This is a genomic window from Duganella paludis (genome assembly GCF_054461335.1).
This window is the reverse complement of record NZ_CM136922.1, coordinates 1,306,991-1,328,219: the sequence shown is the minus strand read 5'-3', so window position 1 is coordinate 1,328,219 and position 21,229 is coordinate 1,306,991. Positions and strand designations below refer to the sequence as shown.

General features: G+C 51.2%; 14 protein-coding genes. 5 read left to right on the top strand and 9 right to left on the bottom strand.

The genetic code is table 11. The annotated features are described in order from the left end of the window. Nucleotides 1-2: 2 nt before the first annotated feature. Nucleotides 3-296, top strand: a complete 294-nt coding sequence (locus ACXZ1M_RS06000) for an L-rhamnose mutarotase (RefSeq protein ID WP_459052276.1) — start codon at nt 3-5, stop codon at nt 294-296. On the opposite strand, the gene ACXZ1M_RS05995 is transcribed toward ACXZ1M_RS06000, so the two are convergent. From ACXZ1M_RS05995 to ACXZ1M_RS05980, 4 genes are all read right to left on the bottom strand, one after another. Then, complete coding sequence (locus ACXZ1M_RS05995) at nt 284-1,021, bottom strand: carbohydrate-binding family 9-like protein (protein WP_459052275.1); 738 nt, start codon at nt 1,019-1,021, stop codon at nt 284-286. The genes ACXZ1M_RS06000 and ACXZ1M_RS05995 overlap by 13 nt on opposite strands. 95 nt (nt 1,022-1,116) lie before the next feature. After that, nucleotides 1,117-3,864 (bottom strand): TonB-dependent receptor, encoded by a 2,748-nt coding sequence (locus ACXZ1M_RS05990; protein ID WP_459052274.1) that lies wholly within the window; start codon nt 3,862-3,864, stop codon nt 1,117-1,119. A 279-nt stretch (nt 3,865-4,143) separates the two neighbouring features. Then, nucleotides 4,144-7,116 (bottom strand): TonB-dependent receptor domain-containing protein, encoded by a 2,973-nt coding sequence (locus ACXZ1M_RS05985; protein WP_459052273.1) that lies wholly within the window; start codon nt 7,114-7,116, stop codon nt 4,144-4,146. 487 nt (nt 7,117-7,603) lie between these two features. Next, complete coding sequence (locus ACXZ1M_RS05980; protein WP_459052272.1) at nt 7,604-8,377, bottom strand: FadR/GntR family transcriptional regulator; 774 nt, start codon at nt 8,375-8,377, stop codon at nt 7,604-7,606. A 381-nt stretch (nt 8,378-8,758) separates the two neighbouring features. Here ACXZ1M_RS05980 and ACXZ1M_RS05975 point away from each other — a divergent pair, with 381 nt between their 5' ends. Further along, entirely contained in the window at nt 8,759-10,306 is a 1,548-nt protein-coding gene (locus ACXZ1M_RS05975; protein ID WP_459052271.1) for an AbfB domain-containing protein, read from the top strand. Between the two features lie 258 nt (nt 10,307-10,564). Here ACXZ1M_RS05975 and ACXZ1M_RS05970 read toward each other — a convergent pair whose 3' ends face one another. From ACXZ1M_RS05970 to ACXZ1M_RS05950, 5 genes are all read right to left on the bottom strand, one after another. Continuing rightward, nucleotides 10,565-12,784 (bottom strand): hypothetical protein, encoded by a 2,220-nt coding sequence (locus ACXZ1M_RS05970; RefSeq protein WP_459052270.1) that lies wholly within the window; start codon nt 12,782-12,784, stop codon nt 10,565-10,567. 45 nt (nt 12,785-12,829) lie between these two features. Next, entirely contained in the window at nt 12,830-13,225 is a 396-nt protein-coding gene (locus ACXZ1M_RS05965; RefSeq protein ID WP_459052269.1) for a plasmid mobilization protein, read from the bottom strand. 1,539 nt (nt 13,226-14,764) lie between these two features. Then, entirely contained in the window at nt 14,765-16,009 is a 1,245-nt protein-coding gene (locus ACXZ1M_RS05960; protein ID WP_459052268.1) for an AAA family ATPase, read from the bottom strand. A gap of 355 nt (nt 16,010-16,364) precedes the next feature. Then, nucleotides 16,365-17,510 carry a hypothetical protein gene (locus ACXZ1M_RS05955; protein WP_459052267.1) on the bottom strand — a complete coding sequence of 382 codons (1,146 nt, stop codon included), beginning with the start codon at nt 17,508-17,510 and terminating at the stop codon, nt 16,365-16,367. A 361-nt stretch (nt 17,511-17,871) separates the two neighbouring features. Next, nucleotides 17,872-18,549, bottom strand: a complete 678-nt coding sequence (locus tag ACXZ1M_RS05950) for a hypothetical protein (RefSeq protein WP_459052266.1) — start codon at nt 18,547-18,549, stop codon at nt 17,872-17,874. 59 nt (nt 18,550-18,608) lie between these two features. Between ACXZ1M_RS05950 and ACXZ1M_RS05945 the strand changes: the two genes are divergently transcribed. From ACXZ1M_RS05945 to ACXZ1M_RS05935, 3 genes are all read left to right on the top strand, one after another. Beyond that, nucleotides 18,609-19,331 (top strand): SOS response-associated peptidase, encoded by a 723-nt coding sequence (locus tag ACXZ1M_RS05945; protein ID WP_459052265.1) that lies wholly within the window; start codon nt 18,609-18,611, stop codon nt 19,329-19,331. Beyond that, nucleotides 19,328-19,735 carry a hypothetical protein gene (locus tag ACXZ1M_RS05940; protein WP_459052264.1) on the top strand — a complete coding sequence of 136 codons (408 nt, stop codon included), beginning with the start codon at nt 19,328-19,330 and terminating at the stop codon, nt 19,733-19,735. Before ACXZ1M_RS05945 ends, ACXZ1M_RS05940 begins: the two co-directional genes overlap by 4 nt. A gap of 122 nt (nt 19,736-19,857) precedes the next feature. Continuing rightward, nucleotides 19,858-21,045: a hypothetical protein gene (locus ACXZ1M_RS05935; RefSeq protein WP_459052263.1), complete on the top strand. Its 1,188-nt coding sequence runs from the start codon at nt 19,858-19,860 to the stop codon at nt 21,043-21,045. Nucleotides 21,046-21,229: the final 184 nt, after the last annotated feature.

Genomic DNA, 21,229 nt, shown 5'->3' with positions numbered 1-21,229 from the left:
GAATGAAAGTCCGGGAAGGAAAGGTGGCGGAGTATAAGCGCCGGCAGCAGCATGTGTGGCCTCACCTTGAGCGCGTGCTGCGGCATGTCGGTATTTATGACTACTCGATCTTCCTGGACGAGGAGACGCGGCATCTGTTCGCGGTTCTGAAATTATGGCCGGACCACCAAATGGAGTCGCTACAGTCGCATCCAACCATGGCGCGCTGGTGGCTTTATATGGCCGACGTCATGGAGGTGGGACCAGACAATTTGCCGCGCCAGTGGCCACTAGAGTCGACGTTTCATTTTGCATAAGTCTGCATATCACCACTGAAATGCAAGCGGCCGAACCGTTCCGGTTGATGAGGATCCGGCTGCAATTTTCCGGAGTCCGACCACATGCTCAGGCGGCGGTGAGGCGCGGTTCCATCCCATCGGTTCAGATTTGCCTTCCAGACCGTACCGACCATAGCAGGTTGAGAAAAATTGCTTAGCGGTATAGCCAGCTCCAGAACCCATCTCTTGTCTTGGTCTGAAGCGTCGTTCAACGTTCCCTGACGTTGGACCGCTATCCGCACTCCTTTTAGGTCGTAGGATTTATCCAGCCCGCGCGTCGATTTGAAATAGTCGTACAGCACACCCAATGCATTCATCTCCAGGCCGATATACCCGGGTTTATCCGATCCTGTATCGATAAACAGTTCCACTGCATCGTCTTCGTATGTCGGGTCATCGTGGTGAGTGTGCCGGGCGGTTATATCGATGTCCTCGCATTCATAAGCCACATAGAGGTAGGCATCATCCCAGAGCAGACGCGCGCGCGTGGCCTGTTGGGAACCGGTCTGCTGATTCCATGGGAATTGGAGATCGATTGATGCAGCATTGCGCCACGCGCTGTCATCGAGGTGGCCGTCAATGACGATCTCTGCTTTCGCGCGCCGAACCTCATAGTCAGGAACCGGCGCTTGCACCGGCCGTTCAGTCGCATGAATAGGGCCAATAGCGATAAGGAGTAGTGTGAGAACGGCGTGTTTGATCATGTGATGGATTTTTCTATCGGTGTGTGCAAGTACAAAAAGCGGGGCCTGCCCGATACATTAGGCAGACCCCGCGTCCAACGAAATGGATGCGTAAGTTAGAAGGTATATTTCAACACGGCGCTGACCTTGCGATCCCATACGTCGCGGAAACGCTTACGATCAATTTGCCCCATGTAGTACATATCCTCCGCTTTGTTCGCGTTCTGTACGTCTATCGAGAAATCATAGTGCTCATTGAACTTGTAGCCGATCGAGGCATCGGCGATACCGAACGAGCCAGCATAAATAGGCTGGGAGCCGGAGCCGGGGCCTTGCAAGGTGTCGAGCCAGCCATCACGGTGGGTGTATGCGATTCGGGCGCGCCAGCCATTCTTCTCGTAGTAGGCAACCAGGTTGTAGCTGTTCTTCGAGAGATACTGCAGTGGCACTGTAGTGCCTACCACCGGTCCTGGTGCGCTACTGTTCACGCGGGTATAGTTGGCCTGCATCCCCAAACCATCGAACGGAGCGGGCAGGAAACTCAGGAAACTCTGGACGCCAACTTCATACCCCTTGATCACGCCGTCATCGCCATTAATTTTGCGCGACACCAAGGCGGTCGAGTTGTTAGGGAATTCTGGCAGGGAGATGTTCTCCGTTACCTGAATATTCTGGATAAACCCACTGACGTTCTTGCGGAACGCCGATACATAGGTATAGCTGTCCTTGGTGAAGTAGTATTCCAGCGACGCATCAAATGAAGTTGAGCGCAGCGGCTTCAGGTCAGGATTACCAACCGTGCCTTGTACCTGCTGGCCGGAGCCGGCACCGAGCGTGTAGCTTGAGTTCGGATTCAGGTCAGAGAAGGCGGGACGCGTGATTTGCTTGCCGTAAGCAAAACGCGTGAACAAATCCTTCTTCAGCTCCACACGCGCATTCAAGCTTGGCAGTACGTCGCTGTAGTCGGATTTTTTATTGATCGGCGTATAGATGTTGCCATTCGAGCGGCGAGTACCGTCGATCGACAGGTCGGTACGCACATAGCGGACGCCGACGTTACCATCAACCGGGAAGCCGCCCAACGCGAAGCTGTAGTTTGCCTGACCGTAGATGGTCTTGGTTTTCTCGTCAGCGCGATAGGTGTTAAATGGATCGAAGGTTGGGTAGCAGACTGCATCGCCAAGCGCTGCGCAGACCTTCGACACATTTTGCACCAAACTTTCTGGAATTAGCCAGTTGTAGTTGGTGATCACCATGTGGCCCAAGCCATCATAGAAATTGTTTTTGTAAGGATTACTGCCAAACGCTTCTGGCAAAACCTGATCCAGCCTGAAACCGCTAGCCTGAGTCGGAATGGTGTGATTACGGGTGCCCAGCTGGTTCTGCATGTCGCGCGACGCAAAACGCAAGCCAACGTCCACGCTGTTGATAACCGGCGTATCCAGTGTTTTGGTGACGTCGACACGGGCTGACGTAGACGAGCCTTCCAAGTGACCAACGGAATGGCTGGAATCCAACGGGTTCCACAGCGCCTTGTTGTTAAAATCAAAGCCCGTTAAGTCCAGTTTCGGATACGCGCCGCTGGTGTCGAAATTCAGCGTAGTACCGGTCGCGTTCCAAGTGTTACTCATGCGCAGTGAGCCCGCAGAAGTATCCTGGCCAGAGTTCGTGCGTGCCAAGTCAGCGCTGACCTTCAGATCATCTGCTGGCGCCCATTTGGTAGCAAACGCGACCTGATTGGTGAAGGAGTCTTGAATTTGATACAGAGTGTTTTGCGTAAAACCGACGTCGCGGTAAGCGCCGGACTGCACGGTATTGCCATGGCCAGGTATGGTCGAGAAGGTCCACTGCGCGCCAGGCAGTCCCGCGAGCGCCAGCTTGTTGGCGTAGCCCACGAATTGATCGGTTTCCCGGTCGAACTGATAACTCGTACCGGTCAAGGTTAACTCAAGGGTATTACTTGGACGCCATTGGCCGACAATGTTGACGCCGCTGCGCTTACGTTTCGTAATATCGACCGAATTGCCGCCACCAGCAGGAGAGAAGATCAGGTCGCCCGGATCGGTGGCGCAGTTGTTAGTCGGGGACAGTATGCCGTTCTTGTTAAAGTCGACCAGATCGCAACGATTGTTGTAAGGTTCGACGCCAACATTGTCTTTGCGTGTGCTGGTCTTTGCATGCGTTACGTTCAGCATCACGCCGACCTGGCCGATGCCGGTATCCCAGCGATTGCTGATCAAGCCAGAAACCTGCGGGTCGTTGGAGCCTTCTAGGGAGTTGTTCGTATAGCGAACGGTACCGGTAGCAGTAAATCCTTTGAAGTCGAACGGCTTACGGGATTTAAGATTGATAATGCCGCCAAGACCGCCTTCGATCAGGCTGGCCGATGGGTTTTTGTAGACGTCTACCCCGGCAAGCAGTTCGGTAGGAATAAATTCCAGCGAAAGGTCACGGCCCGCGTCACTGTAAATTTCGCGGCCGTCCAATAGGGTTTTAACCTGCGACAGGCCACGAATAGCAACGCTGGTACCTTCGCCTTCATTACGCTGGATCTGGATGCCAGGAACGCGTTGCAGCGCTTCGGCGATATTGCTATCGGGGAGTTTACCGATGTCTTCAGCAGCGATGGAGTCGACGATCTCCGTTGCGTTCTTCTTGGTATTCATCGCACTACGCAGCGATGCTCTCATACCCGACACCACCACCACTGCAGGATCATCTCCTTGTGCAGTAGCGGCGACGGGCTTTGCTACGGCCTCCGCAGTTGGTGCCGACTGGGAGTTTTCCTGCGCCTGTGCATAGTTCCCCATAGCCGGCGCTGCAAATAGTGCCCCGATAACCCAGCTCATTTTTTTAATTTTCATTTCGCGTCTCCATTTTTTTGATATAGCCGCCAAAAGCTCTTGTGATGCATGGCTATTTTTTATCGTAATAGATTCAGGAAACCATAAGGCATGCTGTTGCACGCTTCAGCTATGTTCAAATTGCATGGGTGCTGGCGGAGCAATTCTGCGATTCCAATAAGTTCGCAAAATAAGATTTCCAATGTTGTACTAAGTATCGAAAACGATGCCATCCCGGCAACGTGCGAAGAAACAAAAAAAAAGCCCGCTCGAAAGCGGGCTTTTTAGCGTTGTCAGTGCTTAGTATTTGAAGCGAACACCGGCGGTGAAGTAACGACCTACGACGTCGGCATAAGGCAGCGACGGGTAGCGCAGTCCAGGTGAACCCGAGTAGCCTTGATGCTGCTGCAGGTCGCCCGTGGTATTGAACAGATTGCTGATGTTGAAGAAGGCCGTCATCGCGCCATTGGCCGGCTTCAGGTCATACGCTAGATTGAGATCGGTCTGTTTGTACGCGGATACCGTTGGGGATGCCCACACCACGTTGGCGACGTTGGTAATGCGCGACTTGGATATGAAGCGCTGCAAAACGTCCACAGTGTAGCGGTCCTTGTGATACGTCGCGGACAGGTTAACCTTGTTGGCCGGCGCCGCAATCGTGCCCGCCGTATTGGTGGCTGCCAGATTCGGGATGTAGACCTTGGTCAGTTCGGATTGATGCGACCACAATGCGCGAAGATTTACATCGCCATATTGCTGCAGCTGGACCACGTAATTGACTTCCGCATCGAAACCACGCGACTTGGCGACACCGGTATTTTGCAAGGTGTTATAGACCAAGGTAGGGAAGTTCGCTGCCGAGGTATTGTTGTACGAGATTGGGCGTACCACTGCTGCACAGTAAGGCGAAGAGCCGTCCGATGCCAGGCACAGACGTTGCGCATTATTGTCCAGGCCGTTGACGCTGCCGATCGCGTCTTTGATCTCAATGTTGAACACATCGAAAGCGAAGCCCAAATTGCGAATCTGCTTAGGCTGGTAGACAACGCCCAAGGTATAGGTGTTTGCCACCTCAGGCTTCAAGTTCGGGTTGCCACCAGTGACGACATTCAGCGTACCCGCAGAGTTGGTCAGCGGATCGGTAACGCCGCTTGCCGAGATGAACTGGGTTTGGTAGAGCTCCCACAGCGTCGGCGCACGGAAGTCACGCGACTTGGTACCGCGCAGGCGCAAGCCTTCTAACAAAGTCCAGTCGAATCCAAGCTTCCAAGTCTTGGAGGAAAACTTGTTCGAGCTAACATCGTTGCCGCTGACGCGGTAATCGGCCATGCGGTAGGCGGTGCTCAACGTCAGATCTTTCACCAGACGGACGTCGGACAAGACTGGTACGGTCAGTTCAACGTTCTTCTCCAGCACTCGCGATTCGCCCTTGGCTGACGAAGGAACTTCCTTGAAATAGGCCAGATTGCCGCCCGGGTAGCTGCCGACCGTCGACGTACCGCCCGGTCCCAAACGCAGGTATTGCGGATTGAAGACGTTGCTGCCGACGTTAGGCTGCATGCCAAGGGTTTCGTGTCGGTATTCAAGGCCGGCGGCGAATTTGATCGGGCCTGCCCAACCCTCGATCACGGTGCCATTGATATTGAAAGCTGCATCGGTCGTCGTATTGGTAGCGCGGTACGAGGTGTCGTCGAAAACGTAATCCATCGCTGCGGCGGTGGCACGTCCCGCTCCCAGCAAATTGAGAGGAACGCAACCTGGGAATGCACCTGGCGTGGTCAGCGTAGCGCGGCAGACTGTCGCGCCAGTGGCCGGATCGGTCACCGCATCTACTGCCGCATAGAATTTGGCGGAGTTGACGTTGTTTTGCGTGGTATAGGTGTTGGCATTGCTGCCGCGCGTGATGTGTGCATCCCACTGTAGGTCACCTATGCCTGCCTGACCATTCAGGCCAGCGGTGGCTGCGCTCGACTTCAATTCCTGATCAAACGCCAGCTTGCTCATCAGGTCGTTGTCCATTCTGTTCAGAGCGAAGCTGTTCACGCCAGCGCTGGACAAGGTGGCACGTTGCGCTGCAGTCAGGAAGGCGTTGTCATTATAGATCCACAAAGGATAGCTACCGCCAGTCGCCGTCGGATTCGCGGTGCTGGCGTTTGACACGTTGGTGTAGATTTGGTTGGCACCAAAGTCCGTGTTTTTCGCAGTGCGCCCTTGCAGGTAGAAGTGCGTATCGTCGGAGAGGTCGTAATCAAAGCGCGCGAAACCCTGCGCCGTACGGTGCTTGAACAGCAGGTACTGGTGCTGTGCCGAGCTGCCATCACCACCAATTGCCAGGTTGTTGGTAACGGTTGGCGTGCCCGAAACAAACGGCACCAGCGACCCATCGCTCTGGAAGCGTTGACCAGCAAATGGCCCGGTCATGACCAGCCCGCCGGACGACACATTGTTTTGCCTGATGTTGTAGCCGGTCACATAAGGATTCGCCGCAGTGCCGGATCCCAGAATGACGGCGCCGGCGCGGCCAAAGGCACGTGCCGAAGTATCTTCCACGGGGGCGCGTTCGTAAAACTCGACGCTGCCGACGAAGTGGCCGCGTTCGCCGACGTTGGTACCGAAGGCGATACCGCCCTTGGCCGAATTTGCATCTCGGTATTTCGAGGTGCCGCCCTGAGCAACGCCTTTGACGCCGTTGAACTTGTTATCGGTGATGAAGTTGACCACGCCGGAAATTGCATCCGAACCGTACACGGAAGACACACCGCCCGTGACGACGTCGACGCGCTTCATGAGCAACTGTGGCAGCAAATTGGTGTCGACTTTGCCATCGAAAGCAGTGGCGGGGACGCGATTGCCATCTTGCAGAATCAGCGTGCGATTCGTGCCGAGGCCGCGCAAGTCGAGGAATGTGCCAGGCTGGCCGAAGCCAGCGCCATTCGAAGTGATCGGAGTATTTGCCGTCGATAGGCTAGGGTTAAATGCTGGCAGCTTGAACAGCGCGTCTGGAATACTGGTAGCGGTGGTGGCATTGAGCTTGTCTGCCGACAGTACCGTGGTTGGCGTCGATTCGATGTTGACATTGCGGATCCGCGAGCCAGTCACCACCACCACGTTATCTTCCGGCTTCTCTTTCTCGGTCGGCTGCGCCGCGTTCTGGGAGACGGCTGCGGCTTCCTGCGCTTCGGCAGCATGGGCGTTAGTAACACAGTAGCCGGTGGCGGTAAGCAATGTCAGGGCACTTCCCCCGAGCAGGCGAAGTTTGAACTTTGGTTTCACTATTCTTTCTCCAATGTGCGCGCCATGAGGATTTCCTATGCCTCGATGGTGTCGCGCGGTTCTCTAGTTACTTGGCCTTGCTGTCGAGACCAATGCGCTTGCAAAACTGGATATATAGTATTTATTCGGGAAATCTCACGCAATGGTTTTTGTTGCAGTCGCAAATTTGCAACCCACAAATCGGCGCAGATTTGAGTGTAGTTCTGCTTCAATTCAGGGCCGCTCTAACAACCGCATATAGAATAGCGCTGGGTCGAAGAAAGCCCGTCGTTGCAGGGAGAATGCTAATTGTAGTATTTAATTTTAACTATCTGGCGAGGCGGGATTGTCGCGGGGTACCGTGAGGTAGTTTGGCGAGCCATGTTCATTTTGCATACCAGCCAACGTAAGCAACATACAGCTGCAAGCGATTTGAACGCTATTATCGGAGAGCCGGGTTTCAATTCATCGGCACTCAAGGCGTCTACCGCAGCGCCGTGGTGCGCTGTCAGATTTTAGGACGTGGCGCATGGGCGCCGGCGGTCAGCAACAAATCCAGCGCGCCTTGAAGTAGCTGGCTCATCATTTGGTGTGCCTGCACAGGTTCGCCTTTGATGATGGCCGCTTGCACCAACGCGTGATCCTTGGCGCTTGCGCGTGTCACTCCGGCATATTCATTGGTGCGGCGTATGCTAAAGCGCAAAGTTGCTTCGGTCAGATCCCGAAACTGGCGGATAAAACGGTTGTTGCTGGCGATTATGATTGCAGTGTGAAATGCGATATCCGCTTCCAGTGGATCGTCCTCGCCGCGCTCGGCAGCGAACATGCGTTCGGTCGCCAGCACGATGTCGCGGCGCTGAGGGCCAGTTGCACAATGCGCTGCGAGGCCGGCAGCGCGTGGTTCTATCGCCATGCGCACTTCGGTGAAGTCGATTAGTAAGTCGATTGAAAATTTACGCTCCAGCATCCAGCGCAGAATGTCCGGGTCCAGCAAGTTCCAATTTTCTTCTGGCTCGACCGTAGTTCCCGCCCGCTGCCGCGATTTGAGTAACCCCTTTGCGGTCAGCATTTTCACCGCCTCCCTGACGATGGTCCTGCTGGCGTTGAATCGCTGGCACAATTCAGCTTCGACAGGAAAAGGGGCAGACAACGAAAACTGCTCGGTGACGATAGCCAAGCCCAATGCGTCGACGATGCGGCGCGTCATGTTGTTGCGGTCCGGTTCGCCCATTGTCTCCAGCAGGCTATTTCCCGCTTCCGATTTTTTTTTGTGCTCAGTCATCACCGAAATTCAAAAGAGCTATTTAATGGCGGCCAATTGTATCGTAACTACCAAGCATGCTGAAATAGCTTGGCTGACAGCAGACTTGGCATACCTCGATGCGGTGATTTCTGAATATGATCCAAATGCGCGGAACATCTGCGTGTCTCTCAGTGCTTGAATCTTGGCCCACCCTTGAGGTGGGCTTTTTTTTGATTCTTCACGCAGGTCGTGATCCGTAATGCATGGCGATAGTCAACCCATGTTAAACCGGCATGGCCACTTTCGATATCAGCATACCTTCACAAAATATTAGTCTATTAGCATGATCGTGGACCGTCCTGTAGGAAGGAACATGAAGCTGCACGGCGGGATCCGACAAACTATAAAACGGAGATGATGATGGAAAATACCAAAGCGGGTCGGGCTCGCTTCCCGGCTACTTTATTGCCAGTCTTTCTCAACATTCGCATGTTGGTCAGCTTGGCCGCCATGATGTTGCTGTCGCTGCTGTCTTACAGCTCGGTAGCAAACGCAGAAGAGATAGTAAAAATTCAGTCGCAGAATTATCCGAACTTATTCTGGCGTTCGTCCGGCTTGACTGCTGTGATCGGCGAAGACGTAAACCCAGAAAATAACTCTGACTGGCGTATCGTGCCTGGTCTGGCAGACGCCAGCGGCGACTACGTGTCGTTTCAGTCCATCAGTAATCCCGGCTATTATCTTCGGCAGAGTAGTTATAACCTGATCCTGTCGCAGTCGGACAATACACTCAACTTCGCGCTGGACGCGACGTTCAAGAAAGTCCCCGGACTCAAAGATCCTGCGTTGTTCTCGTTCCAATCCTATCGATTCCCGCAGAAGTACATACGCCACTACCACAACTTAAGATTGGACAACATCTCTACCGATACCCAGAGGCAGGATGCAACGTTTAAGCTGATGCCTGATGAGTGTGGTGGCATCGGGATGAGCGCTGAGGATGTGGCCGCTCTGCAATCGTGTAGCGGTGACCCGGCTAGTTGCTCAGTGGGCGGGGACGACAAGCAGATCTACAAAGTGGCAATGCGATTCGACCGCAGCTATACGGATCCGATCGATGTCTACGCTGAATCGCGTCGTCGTATCTTCTTCGACGAAGCGCAGTCCACCGCAAAGAATCGCTGCGTGACCGCGCTGGTCGATGTTCGTGATTACCTCTTCGAAGGGGAGCCTTTGCAGGCCAGAGATCCAGGTATCCCTGGTCTTAATTTGCGTGTAGCCCAAGGTGTTAGCGGACTTACTGCACTCTCGGCAAAACCGGTGCTCAATCCGGTAACGATCTTCATCGCAGGCGACTCCACTGTAGCAGACCAGCCACCACAGTTGAATCTTGCACCCAATGCTCGGTACACGGGATGGGGCGGCATGATCCCACGTTTTTTTGCTAACCAGGCAGCAGTGGCAAATTATGCCGATTCCGGCGAGGGCACGAAAGCCTTCAGGGTAGACGGAGGGTTCATCTGGTACAAGATCGACTACCGGTTGAAGGCAAACGACTGGGTCTTGATACAGCTTGGTCACAACGATAAGGACACCAGTGCCGAACTTTATCGCTCCCGCATTTTGGGAATGATCAATGCGATTAAAGCCAAAGGTGCGCATCCGGTACTGGTGACACCGATGGTACGCAACAACGGTGTGGCTCTTGCGAGCCAGCACATCTACGGAGATTTGAACGTTCGCACTGAATTGACGAACCTCTCGGTTTCTGAGAATGTGCCGCTGATCGATCTAATGAAGATATCCAGCGAATGGGTTACGTCCGTTGGCCGCACCACGGCGCAGACATATTTTGTCGGCACTGATACCACTCACTCAAATGAGTTAGGTGCGCAAGTGTTTGCTCAGATGGTAGAGGATGAAATCGCACGCCAAAATTTCGATCTTGCAGCTTTCTTGCGAAAATAGGTCACTATTGACGATGAGGCAGCTACTGTCTCCGGTGTCTATGTGCTACTCATCCTGTCGAGTGCGGATCCCTACTAGCAAACCCCTATCAGGCGGTTGGCCAGCTAAGCGCTGAACAGGCGTCTGATGATAGAGGGGGACTCAAATTGCTCACCGAGTCCCCTGCGGTAACTGCATCATATCTTTCAGACGAAATGAACCGACGGCCACGATCCAGGATCGGATAAACAAATGATCTCGTAGGCGCTTCTGCAATGCCTACGAGATTTGCTTCCTCATCGGGTAAGAGACATGCAGGTTGTCGTCTCCCATTCGCATTTCCATTTTTTGGAGAAAATCTGTGGGGTCTACTATGGCTAGTTGGGCGCCCCATTTTTTCTTAGCCAATGCTAAGCCAATCGGGCCTCCGTGGTCTCGATCGATAATCAATAACCGGTCTCCCTGATCGTGTAGAAGCGCGCGACCATTTTGGGAGTAGATGATGTCGCCGTTGAGCATTACCTCTCGCATGCAGCCGTGCTTCGAGACGATCCCCCTGTCGTCGATGATAGAGCTACCCACGTTGTTACCTTTAATGAAGCATGCGTCGGGAAGTATTTCACGGGCGACGGCAAGACGACGCAACTCCTGCAAGCATTCTTCATCGCCGCGCGATCGCAGAAATATCTGATACAGCGCCCAATCTTTGATCTGCAGCTTTGCCCGCTTGAGTACGAACTCCTTTTGTCGAGCGACGAATCGCTGGCTTGTCCTGCGAGTTTGGTACTCCCGTTCAATGTCTGCCAAAAATAACTCCCTAAAGTGTCGAGGCATCCTGTTGAGGTAGAGAGCGAATCTGCGATCGCTCCGTTCCTGCTGTATGTCGGAGCGTTCTTCCTGCAAGCAGTTCCGCAATTGATCTAGCTCTAACCGATATTCCTCCAGAACGCGCACTCGAAGTGAGCGTCGAACCATAGAAAACTGCCTCCAAAGGATCGGCTCAGGAGTGTTCTTGTCGGGATGACAGTTGGCTTCAAAATGGCTTTGACGCGCTACAGTATTCTTTAGTGTAGATAGTGCCGCGACGAATGGCATTCGCAATTCTTGTGTCAAGAAGTCGATTGCGTTTAGGTGCCTGGCGCCGCAGCGAATCCGCCTCGGCGGCACTGGGGGCTCGCCCTGATTTTCTTGGCCTGCAATCTGATACTTGGACCGCACCAAGCCAACCTTGTCGACCATCTCCTGAAGGAGAAACTCCAGGTCCACGGCTTGGTTCCATCTAGCGACAATGATCCTATGTTCTTCTCGTTGACTCAGCGTGAACTCAGCTTTGTTCCGAACGTTTTGGGAAATTGTCGTATCGTATCGCCTGCCCGTGGCTGTTGAAGGAGAGGACAGTTCGAGACGAGGTAAGCGCAGCGTCGGCCTTTTATCGAGGTCGGATAGCTGTTTCTGAAAAGATATAGAAGATCCGATCTTATTGTAGAAGGCGATTTCCTTCCTCCTGAGAGCATCGAGCTTTTCTTCGCGCGCCAGCGCTTTGTACGTCTTAGGCAAGCCACCAGGGAAATATTTGATCTCTCTGGCGCGTATTGAGTGCCATTCGTTGATTAGCGTCATGAGCGCCTCATCCGTGTTTCGGGGACTCCCGATCGCTACGTAACTGTCATTGTCGAACGCGGATAGATACTTCGTCTTCTCATCGGGGCTGAGTATCAAAAACGCTTCTTTGAAGACATTGTGCCGCAGATTCACGAAGCGCTCGCGCCCAGACACCCTTATCGCCTCATGTTCGTTTGCACGCCCCAAGTTCACTATCTTGTGTTCTCCAATACTCTTAAGATACCTGCGGAATTCGGATAACGTAGATATATTGTTATCTATTATGTGACGTAGTATCTCGCGCTTCAATTGATCGCCATTTCCTAAAAATACGTCTCCCTTTGAGCGTTGTAGAATAGTTGATTCCATAGTGAAGTCACTTCTACCGCTGTCTCGTGGTGAAATTGTTCCGTATTTTCGATTTAGATATTCTTGAAAAGCGTCAAAGTAGGGAATGTTGTGGTCATACTTCCCCCATGGATTCAATGCCTGACCGCTAAGTAAATTAAGGTTGGGAACGACAATATGCATGTGTGGTAGTCGAATCAATTTTTTTCCATCAATCGTTAGAATACTTTTTTTCTTAGGCATGTGGATTTCTGCGTAAATATTGTATTCATCGGGATGATAAGCAGAGAATATAAATTTCTCGAAATCCTTTAGCATTCCACTAAATATTGAGGCGTCCACCATATCCTCTTTTAGTGATAACGTGATGTGGTGGTATTTGATTCGATTTGATGTGATGCTATTTATTATTTCGTCCATGAGGTCAATATTCCCAATCGGGATTCTTTCATCAAGCTCGTTTCTCGTGAACTCTCTTCCACTTTTCGTTCCATTGATCAAGTAATTTTTAATTCCTTTATTCGCTCCGGTGACTCTTATTAATGTCATTGTAAAATCCTTATGAAATATTGGTTTTATTAAAATAGATTTTTTTCAAAATTCCCCTTGGATAGCCTGTTGCAACTCTTCTAGGTAAGCGGTGAGCTTGGTTGCCACTGATTCGGTAGCTGCTCCATGTTGGAACGCAGAGAGAAGTTTCAACATGTCATCCAACTTTTGGTTCATAGAGCTTAAATAAGCTAATCGACGCAGAATGTGCTCTGGGATATTTTTTTCAAGTTCTCGTTTCTTTATTATCCTATCTGCTGCAATTGCCCTTTTAGCTAGTTCTTCAGATGATTCGATTGCCGCTGTGGTTGAAATAACATCGAGAGATAAGACTCTTGATCTGAAGTAATCGGAGGCATCTAAACCATGAGCGAAAGCAAGTGCTTTGAATTGATCTCGCTCTTCCTCTGTTAATCTGATGTTGACTTGTTTTGTTTTCATGTTTCTCTAGCCACGTCAGGGGCGTAATTGGATTCAAAGGCGCAGCCTTTGGCACATAACGTATAGCAGACACGTCAGTGTGTGATATACGTTTGGCGTGCCTTGCTACGATATTTTTATACTTCGGCTTGGAGCTGCTATACGAAATAGTTTAAACCGATTGCATCGCTCAATTTTCGTAAGGTGAGGAAATTGAGTGGATTTTCTCTGTTTTGACAAATTATTTTATTAGGGGAAAGGATTTATGTTGATTTATAGTTATAAAATTTTATTTGATTAACTTTGATTGGATGAAGACGCCCCCAGAACGCCCCCAGAACGCCCCCAGAACGCCCCCAGAACGCCCCCAGAACGCCCCCAGAACGCCCCCAGAACGCCCCGAGAGCGCCTCCCACCGACGTCGAAGTGCCGCAGAAGTGCTTCTAAGTGCGTCGAAGTGCCACTGAAATGCCTCGGAGTGCCACTGAAATGCCTCGGAGTGCCACTGAAATGCCTCGGAGTGCCACTGAAATGCCGCGAAGTGCCACTGAAATGCCACGAAGTGCCGCTGAAGTGCCGCTGAAGTGTCGTTGAAGTGCCGCTGAAGTGTCGCTGAAGTGCCGCTGAAGTGCCGCTGAAGTGCCACTGAAGTGCCGGGGAACTGCCAGGGGTCTGCTAGGGGTCTGCTAGGGGACGGTCAAGGGGAGCTGCCAGGGATCTGGCAGAGACGTGGGACTGCCTTTGAGCGGCCTGCGGCCCCTCCAGCATGGCGGGGCCGTGAGAGTACAGCGGGACTTATGGCCGGAGCGGCAGAGGTGATTTAGCGTTCGCTGAGCAGGTGTTATACGAGGTCACCGCTTCGGACCGGGATTGTGACTTTCGAAGCCGAGGCGGCTTCGAGTCGGTACTTTGGTTTGCCTCAGGCTGAAGTACTTCATTTATCAGGTTCATGCCCAACCTGATTGCGTGCCCAACGCGAACGAGAGCAGCTAGCTCTTTCGTTCCGTCCAACAGCGTTTTATACATGCCTTGACTACGCATCTGTTTCTTCAAACTCATCCAGTTGCCATTGTAAGAAACGAACTCTCCACGAGAGTCTATTCCCGATACTCGGTAATTCCATCGGCTGATTGTGATGCCGCTTCTTGTTTTGAACGTTCCGTATGAGTATCCCTCAATAATGATTTCATCAGATTTTGGGACGTAAAAATCGCCTAAAAATATACGCCCTGGTATATGACTCGGATATTCAACGGCAGAAGGAAGCGGAAGTCTGCAATGATCTGAAATAATTTTGACCCAACCATCTCGTATTGGATATGAGTTGGGAGTTTTTTTGAAAACCATCTGATTGTTTGCATCGGGAATTATGTCTAAAGATCTTTTTGTGTACATTTTATCCTCTAAGTCAATGTCATGGCATATTGAATCACATAGCGGAGGAGACATTTTCCCATCCGCTCTGAAAAACGATAAAACTATAATGATTTTTTGCTTTTTAAGGATAATCTAAGTATTTTTATGACAAGGTGATGTTGGCTGAACAGACTGGTTATCAATTTACAGAAAACCCATTTTGGGCTTTGCATGTACGAATGTTTTTATATCCTTCGGTTCAACAATATCTCGACCACCTAAGAGAGTACGTCCCAATGCATCCTCGGCATATTTCTTCATGATCCTGGGCGATTCTAACTCTGATAGCTTCTCAATTGCCGACGGATGAAATACAACCTCTGTATCAGGCAGATCATCAATCAGATCGTGTGTGATAGAAACAGCAATGTCCTTCATTTGTTTTTTTGAAATCTTAATGACGAACTCCCTGAACCTAGACCTCAGGGTGGTAGGAACTAAATCCACATCGTTGCATGTCGCGACGAATGTGTAGTTTGAAACGTCTAACGGGATGTCGATTGCTAGATCAGTGAAGCAGGCCGCCGAATGCCTTTCTAGCAGCGTGTGGAGCACGCCTAACGGATCGGCATTGGTGAAGCCTAAGGAGCGCGCCGGCTTGTCGATCTCGTCGAGCAGGAAAATTGGATTTGCGAGAGATTCACCCTTTACTCCCTGGCTGGCCATGAGGAAAATTTTGGATGGCGCCGAATTGCTCCAAAAACTTGATGATCCGGCTAGTTCGGAGTTAGATTGACTTGCGCTAAGGTCAATCTTCTTGAATCCGACTTTGAGCAAGGCCGCAAACTCTTGTACGAATTGCGTCTTTCCGACACCAGCTTCCCCAATCAAGAGGATCGGAGACATACGCAATACATTGTCGCCGCGATGCTGCGAGAGGGCCGCGCAGCTGACCACATATTCGATAACTTCCTGAAACTGCTGATACTTGTCCAGAAGACGACGTAGCGAATAGTTGAAGTCCTTTTGTATCTGACCGAGTTTCCTGTATTCGCCGTGGCTTGCGAGCGTTTTGATGACTTTGGAAATGCGGGCGCATGATTCCGGATCGCACAGCTGTGCGGCATTCACAGCCGCGATTGCGTCCTTTTTCTGGAAGAGCCGGATTTTGGGACCTGGGTAGAATTCTAGTGGCTCAGGATACTGTTCAGAGAGCATGTATTTCAGCTCTATGTCTTTTGAGGTTGCGTCTTCTTGGATTTCTGGTTGGAGACTAACAGAGCTGTGTTCGGGAGCTTCTTGAGTGGGGAACAATGAATCCTGTCCAGGATCATTGCGCAACTCGAAGGGGTTTAATTTCTGAGCGGGCTCCCGCAGAGAGGGGCCGGTCGAGCTTACTAGTTCCAGTTTAGGCTGGACGGCATTGGATGGGGTAGTAAAGATCTGCAAATCATTCTCCTGACATTTGGACAGGAGAACTATCATATGCATATTTTTCCCTAATGCAACGAAATTCTTTTTTGTCGCGCCGGAGAAAATTCTTGTGTTTTGCAATCGTTGTGGTAGGGATGGAGCGCCTGATGCATCAACAAGACCACGTTGGTGCGTGAAACTGTGGAAGATGTGGATTAAGTGGGAACCCTCCCGTGAGAAAAATCTCTTATCCGTTGTTGGCAGTGTTAGAGCTATAAAAATTACTACTTTATCCCTTTACTGCTTTACCCCTCTACTACTTTATATGACAAAAAAGGCTTGAAACCCGCATTATTTCGTGAGCCTGTTTTTCCGAAAAAAGGAAATGAAATTAATGCAAGATCAAATCGTTGTCCATAGAATATTCAATCATATTACTCCAAATCTTACGGAGGAGATTGAATTCTGCTGAAATTTCAACTATATCGTCAGTATTTGGCACATGAGCTGGCTCAATCGTTGAACGAACTACGTAGCACAACTTGCTGGTGCTTACAAATTCAATACTCTCTGACCTGAAAGGGGGGATCAGTTGAGCGTTAGGCTTGTTTTTCAGATACTCAGAAAAGTTCCTGACTAATTCTTTAAGCGGAGACACACCTAGTGGTTGAGCCGATCCGGTAAAGTCCGAATCAAGAACATAACCCATTTCGTATGTCTTTTTTAAGCCCTTGCCTACACTGATGAATTTCTGCTGGCACACACTGGTTAAAGTATACGCAAGGCCAAGCGTTTTTAAGTTTTCGACCGCAAGCGTAATGCGAGGCAAAATCTGATGGCTAGGGCAAGTGTTTCCAAATGCTTCTTTAGCCGCATCGGGGTCAAATTGGAGGACGCCCTTAGTCGCAGCGAGTAGACATATCTCTTGCTCGTCAAATGTCATAAGTGACATAGCTTTTCCCTTCGACGTTTGTGTATCCCACTCCCACCAAACCAAATTCTGCCTGGTCTCGCCACGTTGATATTGCTTATAAAGTGCAATCAGTACGAGCATCGCGTCTACTCGTGCTTGGCCGGTTGAAATATTACTCCAGGGGGCGGTGCGGATGTTCCGCATTAGCTGTCCTAGTGGACCGCCTTCCTTTCCTCCTTCGACGTTGTCTACGAGGGAGTTGGGCAGGAATATCCATTTCTTAATGTCGGGCAGAGAGCGAACCGGAAAGAGATGTTCTTTGCCTTTGGCACCGCTTTGGCCTTCACCTAAGCTTTTATCCTTGGATTTGACTTCGCGCTTACCTTCGATGAAGTATCGATTCTCTAGCAACCAGTCGATAGCGTAGTTAGCACGAGAGTGAGGTAGCGCCATGTGTTTCTTGATCGAAAGCCGCCCCCAGCCGGTATTCTTTTTTTTGCCTTGACCACGGCGAAGTGCAATCATCGCAAGTATGCAGTCTGCGTTGCCTGACTTCTCGGCAATCTCGTGGATTTCCTCAAGTGAAACGGCGAAAAATGATCCGATGGGTGGTTCTGCGCTCATTGACTATGATGCTGTGCATCAAGAATTCTTGGGAGCAACATGCTACCAGTGTTTGCGCGGCTTTGGCAGGGAAAAACGCTGAAAACTCATTAAACTGCACTTTAAACTGCAAGCAACAAACTTCTTAAATTTTTGAGTGGAAATGCTAACTATCTGATTCAATTGCGTTTTCACAAGAATTTTGAATAATTCAGCATTCTTTGTGAAAAAGCTTTATAAACAACGACATAGCTCCAAAAATAAGGCACGGATTTTTGGGGGGCGGTGACGCCTGGCTGACATCGCTTATCCCTCAATTTCTAGCTCTTGAAGTCTATCTTATCCTATTGCTGTGTTCCGGCGACAGACATGAAGTGTTGAGCTAGTGTGTTGTTGGCTTTAGCATTCGATACTCCATCCTCGTCAAATCAGGCAGTTCGGTATGAAACTCGCATAACCAGGCATCGCGCAGAATCTGTTCTGGCCGGGTTTCAAATGGTGGATTGACGTATAACCCCGATAGCTCAAATCGCTCGTCGCTCATGAACTCGATATCGCAATCGATCAAGCGTTTAGGACCATAGACCGCGGTCTCATAGCTCGCCAGTTCTGCTGTCAATGCATGGCGGTTCAACGCGCGCTCGAAGTGACTAGATATTGTCAAAATTCCTGTGCTGCTGCCCAGGTCACGAATCGCGCCACGGGGGCGAGCAACGCCGCTCTGATATACATCTGCAACACGAAATCCCTTGGCAAAATCCGGTGGCGCTAGATTACATAGCCACGTTTGGTGGACCTCACGTTTAGTTTCCTTAAGAACTTCGATACCAGACAGGATGAGACTGCGCTCCTTTAGCCAAACTAATTTGGGCTTAGCAATTTCGGCAAGAATGCGTTGCTCACCTATCGGAAGAATTCTTGCCAATTTTATTGGGCGCCGGCTGGTGTAGTCGGTGACATTCACGACCACAAGTTGGCAGGGCCGTGCGCCTTCTACCATCGGGATTGCCTCTTCCAGCAGGCTCCCATCCCACCGGCGCCTTGAGACCCAAGCACGCATTTGTACCTCCAAATTAAAATACTGTGTATTTGTACAGTATAATGGTGATGTGAAATACGATGTACCATATTTGCATGTGCGGACGACTTGACCAAAACGATGTGGGAAGACTGCTAGCTGATTTCAGTTGGGCGGGGGAAGTCTTGCGGCGCGATAGTGGCGCTAGATCGTTCAATGCATCGCCTGGGGCGCGTCTACCGATCCTGTATCAAGATGGCCCGAGTCTCGTACTGGAAGACCGCTTTTGGGGTTATTTGGGCCGCAATGCTCCACCTGGTGCAACGCGACCGGTTCCCAATGCTCAATTGGCAAAGCTGTTGGGTGGTTATTGGGGGCGGCTTACTCGCGGGCGACGTGTGATAGTTCCTGCGAATGGCTGGTACGAATGGGTTCCAGACGTCGATAATCCTAAGAAAAAACATCGTTGGCACATCCATCGAAACGATGGAGAGCTCCTCTACATGGCTGGTATCACGCTTTGGCAAGAAACTGAGAAGCCGCATGAGAGCGGTTTCGTTACAGTGACTGCCGGCGCGGAGGGAAGCATGGTCGATATCCATTCAAGGGCGCCGGTCATTTTTACTGCACCAGACGCAGCAACTTGGCTTGACCCGGAGCTCTCAGGCGAGCAGGCGGCCGAGCTCGCGCGGACGATGGCGTTAGGGGCTGATAAGTTCGCTTGGTTCGAAGTGAACAGCACAGTGAAAGATGGTCCGGAGTTAGCGCGACCTCTGACATTGGATGCGGTAGACGCTGCGTCTAAACAATTGGATCTGCTATGACTAATAAAAGCGATGGACGTCACTTCAAGGCGGGCGACATTGTCCAAGAGGGTGGGCATGGACGAGGAATGGTTATAGCCAGTCCAGAGAAGTTTAAGGACCGATGGTGGGACAACGTTCCAGGCGCTGTAGTTTGCGAGTGGACAGAAGATGAACGACCTCGTGATTTGGTCTATCTGGCACGCGACCTTGAACTCGTGGGATCGCAACGGCGTCGATCAGATTCTGAGGTCTACGAGAAAATGACGGCGGCGGCGGTTCAAGCCATCACAGCTCTTGCCATTGATGGAAACTACCAGCAAGCCTTGGGCGCATTCAAATTGTGGTCGGCCTTTGCGGGGCAGCTCGCGTGTGATGCTGACACACTTAGGTTACAACAATTGGTTGACCGGGCAGCGCGCTAACGTTGAAAGCATTGTGTGGGCAATCTAGATTTTATTCTGATTTGCGGGCATTTTTATCGCGCAAACAGTGTCCTTGGAATCCTGGGTACTCAATCATTATTGACATAATCGAGAACAGTTAGATGAGCCAACGGGACGATTTCTCCGCAAGAACTCGAAGCAATCTCGCTGCGCGGGCCGGATGGCACTGCTCGTTCAACGGCTGCAGAAAGCTTACTATCGGGCCGAGCGACGAGTCGTCGCAATCCGCTGCGTGCATTGGAGTAGCAGCCCATATCACCGCAGCCTCGCCGGGCGGGCGCCGTTATGATTCGGCGTTGACATCTGAAGAGCGGAGCAGTATCGACAACGGGATATGGCTATGTGCCGATCATGCGACCCTAATTGACCGCGATGAAGTAACGTACACGTCTGCGATGCTACGCAAGATGAAGAGCGATCACGAGGTAGCGTGTGCAGATGCGGTTCGGTCTGGAGCTGGCGCGGGCGCTGATTTTTCTGTGCAGCTATTCAGCATGGGGGCAGAGATCATCTTTACAGGCAGCTTCGATCAGGTTGGCGCTTCAAGTTGGATATTGCAGGTCAGGAACTTTCTTGTCGGCGATTTTCAAGGTCTAGTTCTTTATATAAATGGCTTTGCCGGCAAAGCCGCTAGCGAGCGATACATCCTTAGCACTGGCCTCGGTGACGGTAGAATTTTGAGCGCGGCCCCAGTCCTTGTTAAGAGAGAAAATGGTTATAACCTCAGCTGCCAGGTAATGGAGCGTGAACCTCGGATAGACGTCCAGCGGATCGGAAGCAGTATTGCCATCCATAAGGATACTAACGATATCTACTTAGACGAACGAGGTGGCATAGCACGGGTTTCCGGCGTGGACTACTTCCCGCAAAGAGTGCGCGAGGTGCTATCGATGCAGCGTGGTGAGAACGTTTTTGATCCTTGCTCAGGTGTTCGATTCTCTGAATATCTGTCGGAATATGGTGATACGGGGTGGTTGAATTCGTTCTTGACACTTGAGGTCATCAGGCAGGCTTGCTTGCCTGACCATGCCGTAAAGGCAGGGCAGCGCACTCCGCTTCAGTCCGTGGAGCGTGTTTACAAAGTGGAATTGCGTGCAGACGTGAGTGGCGGTAAATGGCTTCCTCTTTTCGTCGATTTCGATGTTCGGGGGATAGGCCGTTGGCGTGGGGAAGTTCCGGTTTATTTTCCATCGGATGCTCAAATGGTCGAGTGCAAAAAAAGATTGGAGGATTGGGCCTTAATGGCGCAAGGCCCCCAGGGTTTTGCCGGCCTGATAGATCAGCTTTAGGAAGCGCTTCAGTTGTATGCCAACCGCGAGGGATCCGTTCTGATTGACTGTTATCGTCAAGGGCCGTAATGGAACCGTATATAAAGTCGGCAGGCTGGAGCAGAGTGTGGAGCGTGTAATTATCGTGTCGCCATCCTCAGCGGAGCTGAAAATGCCAGGTTCATCATTCAAGCCGTGGAAGTAA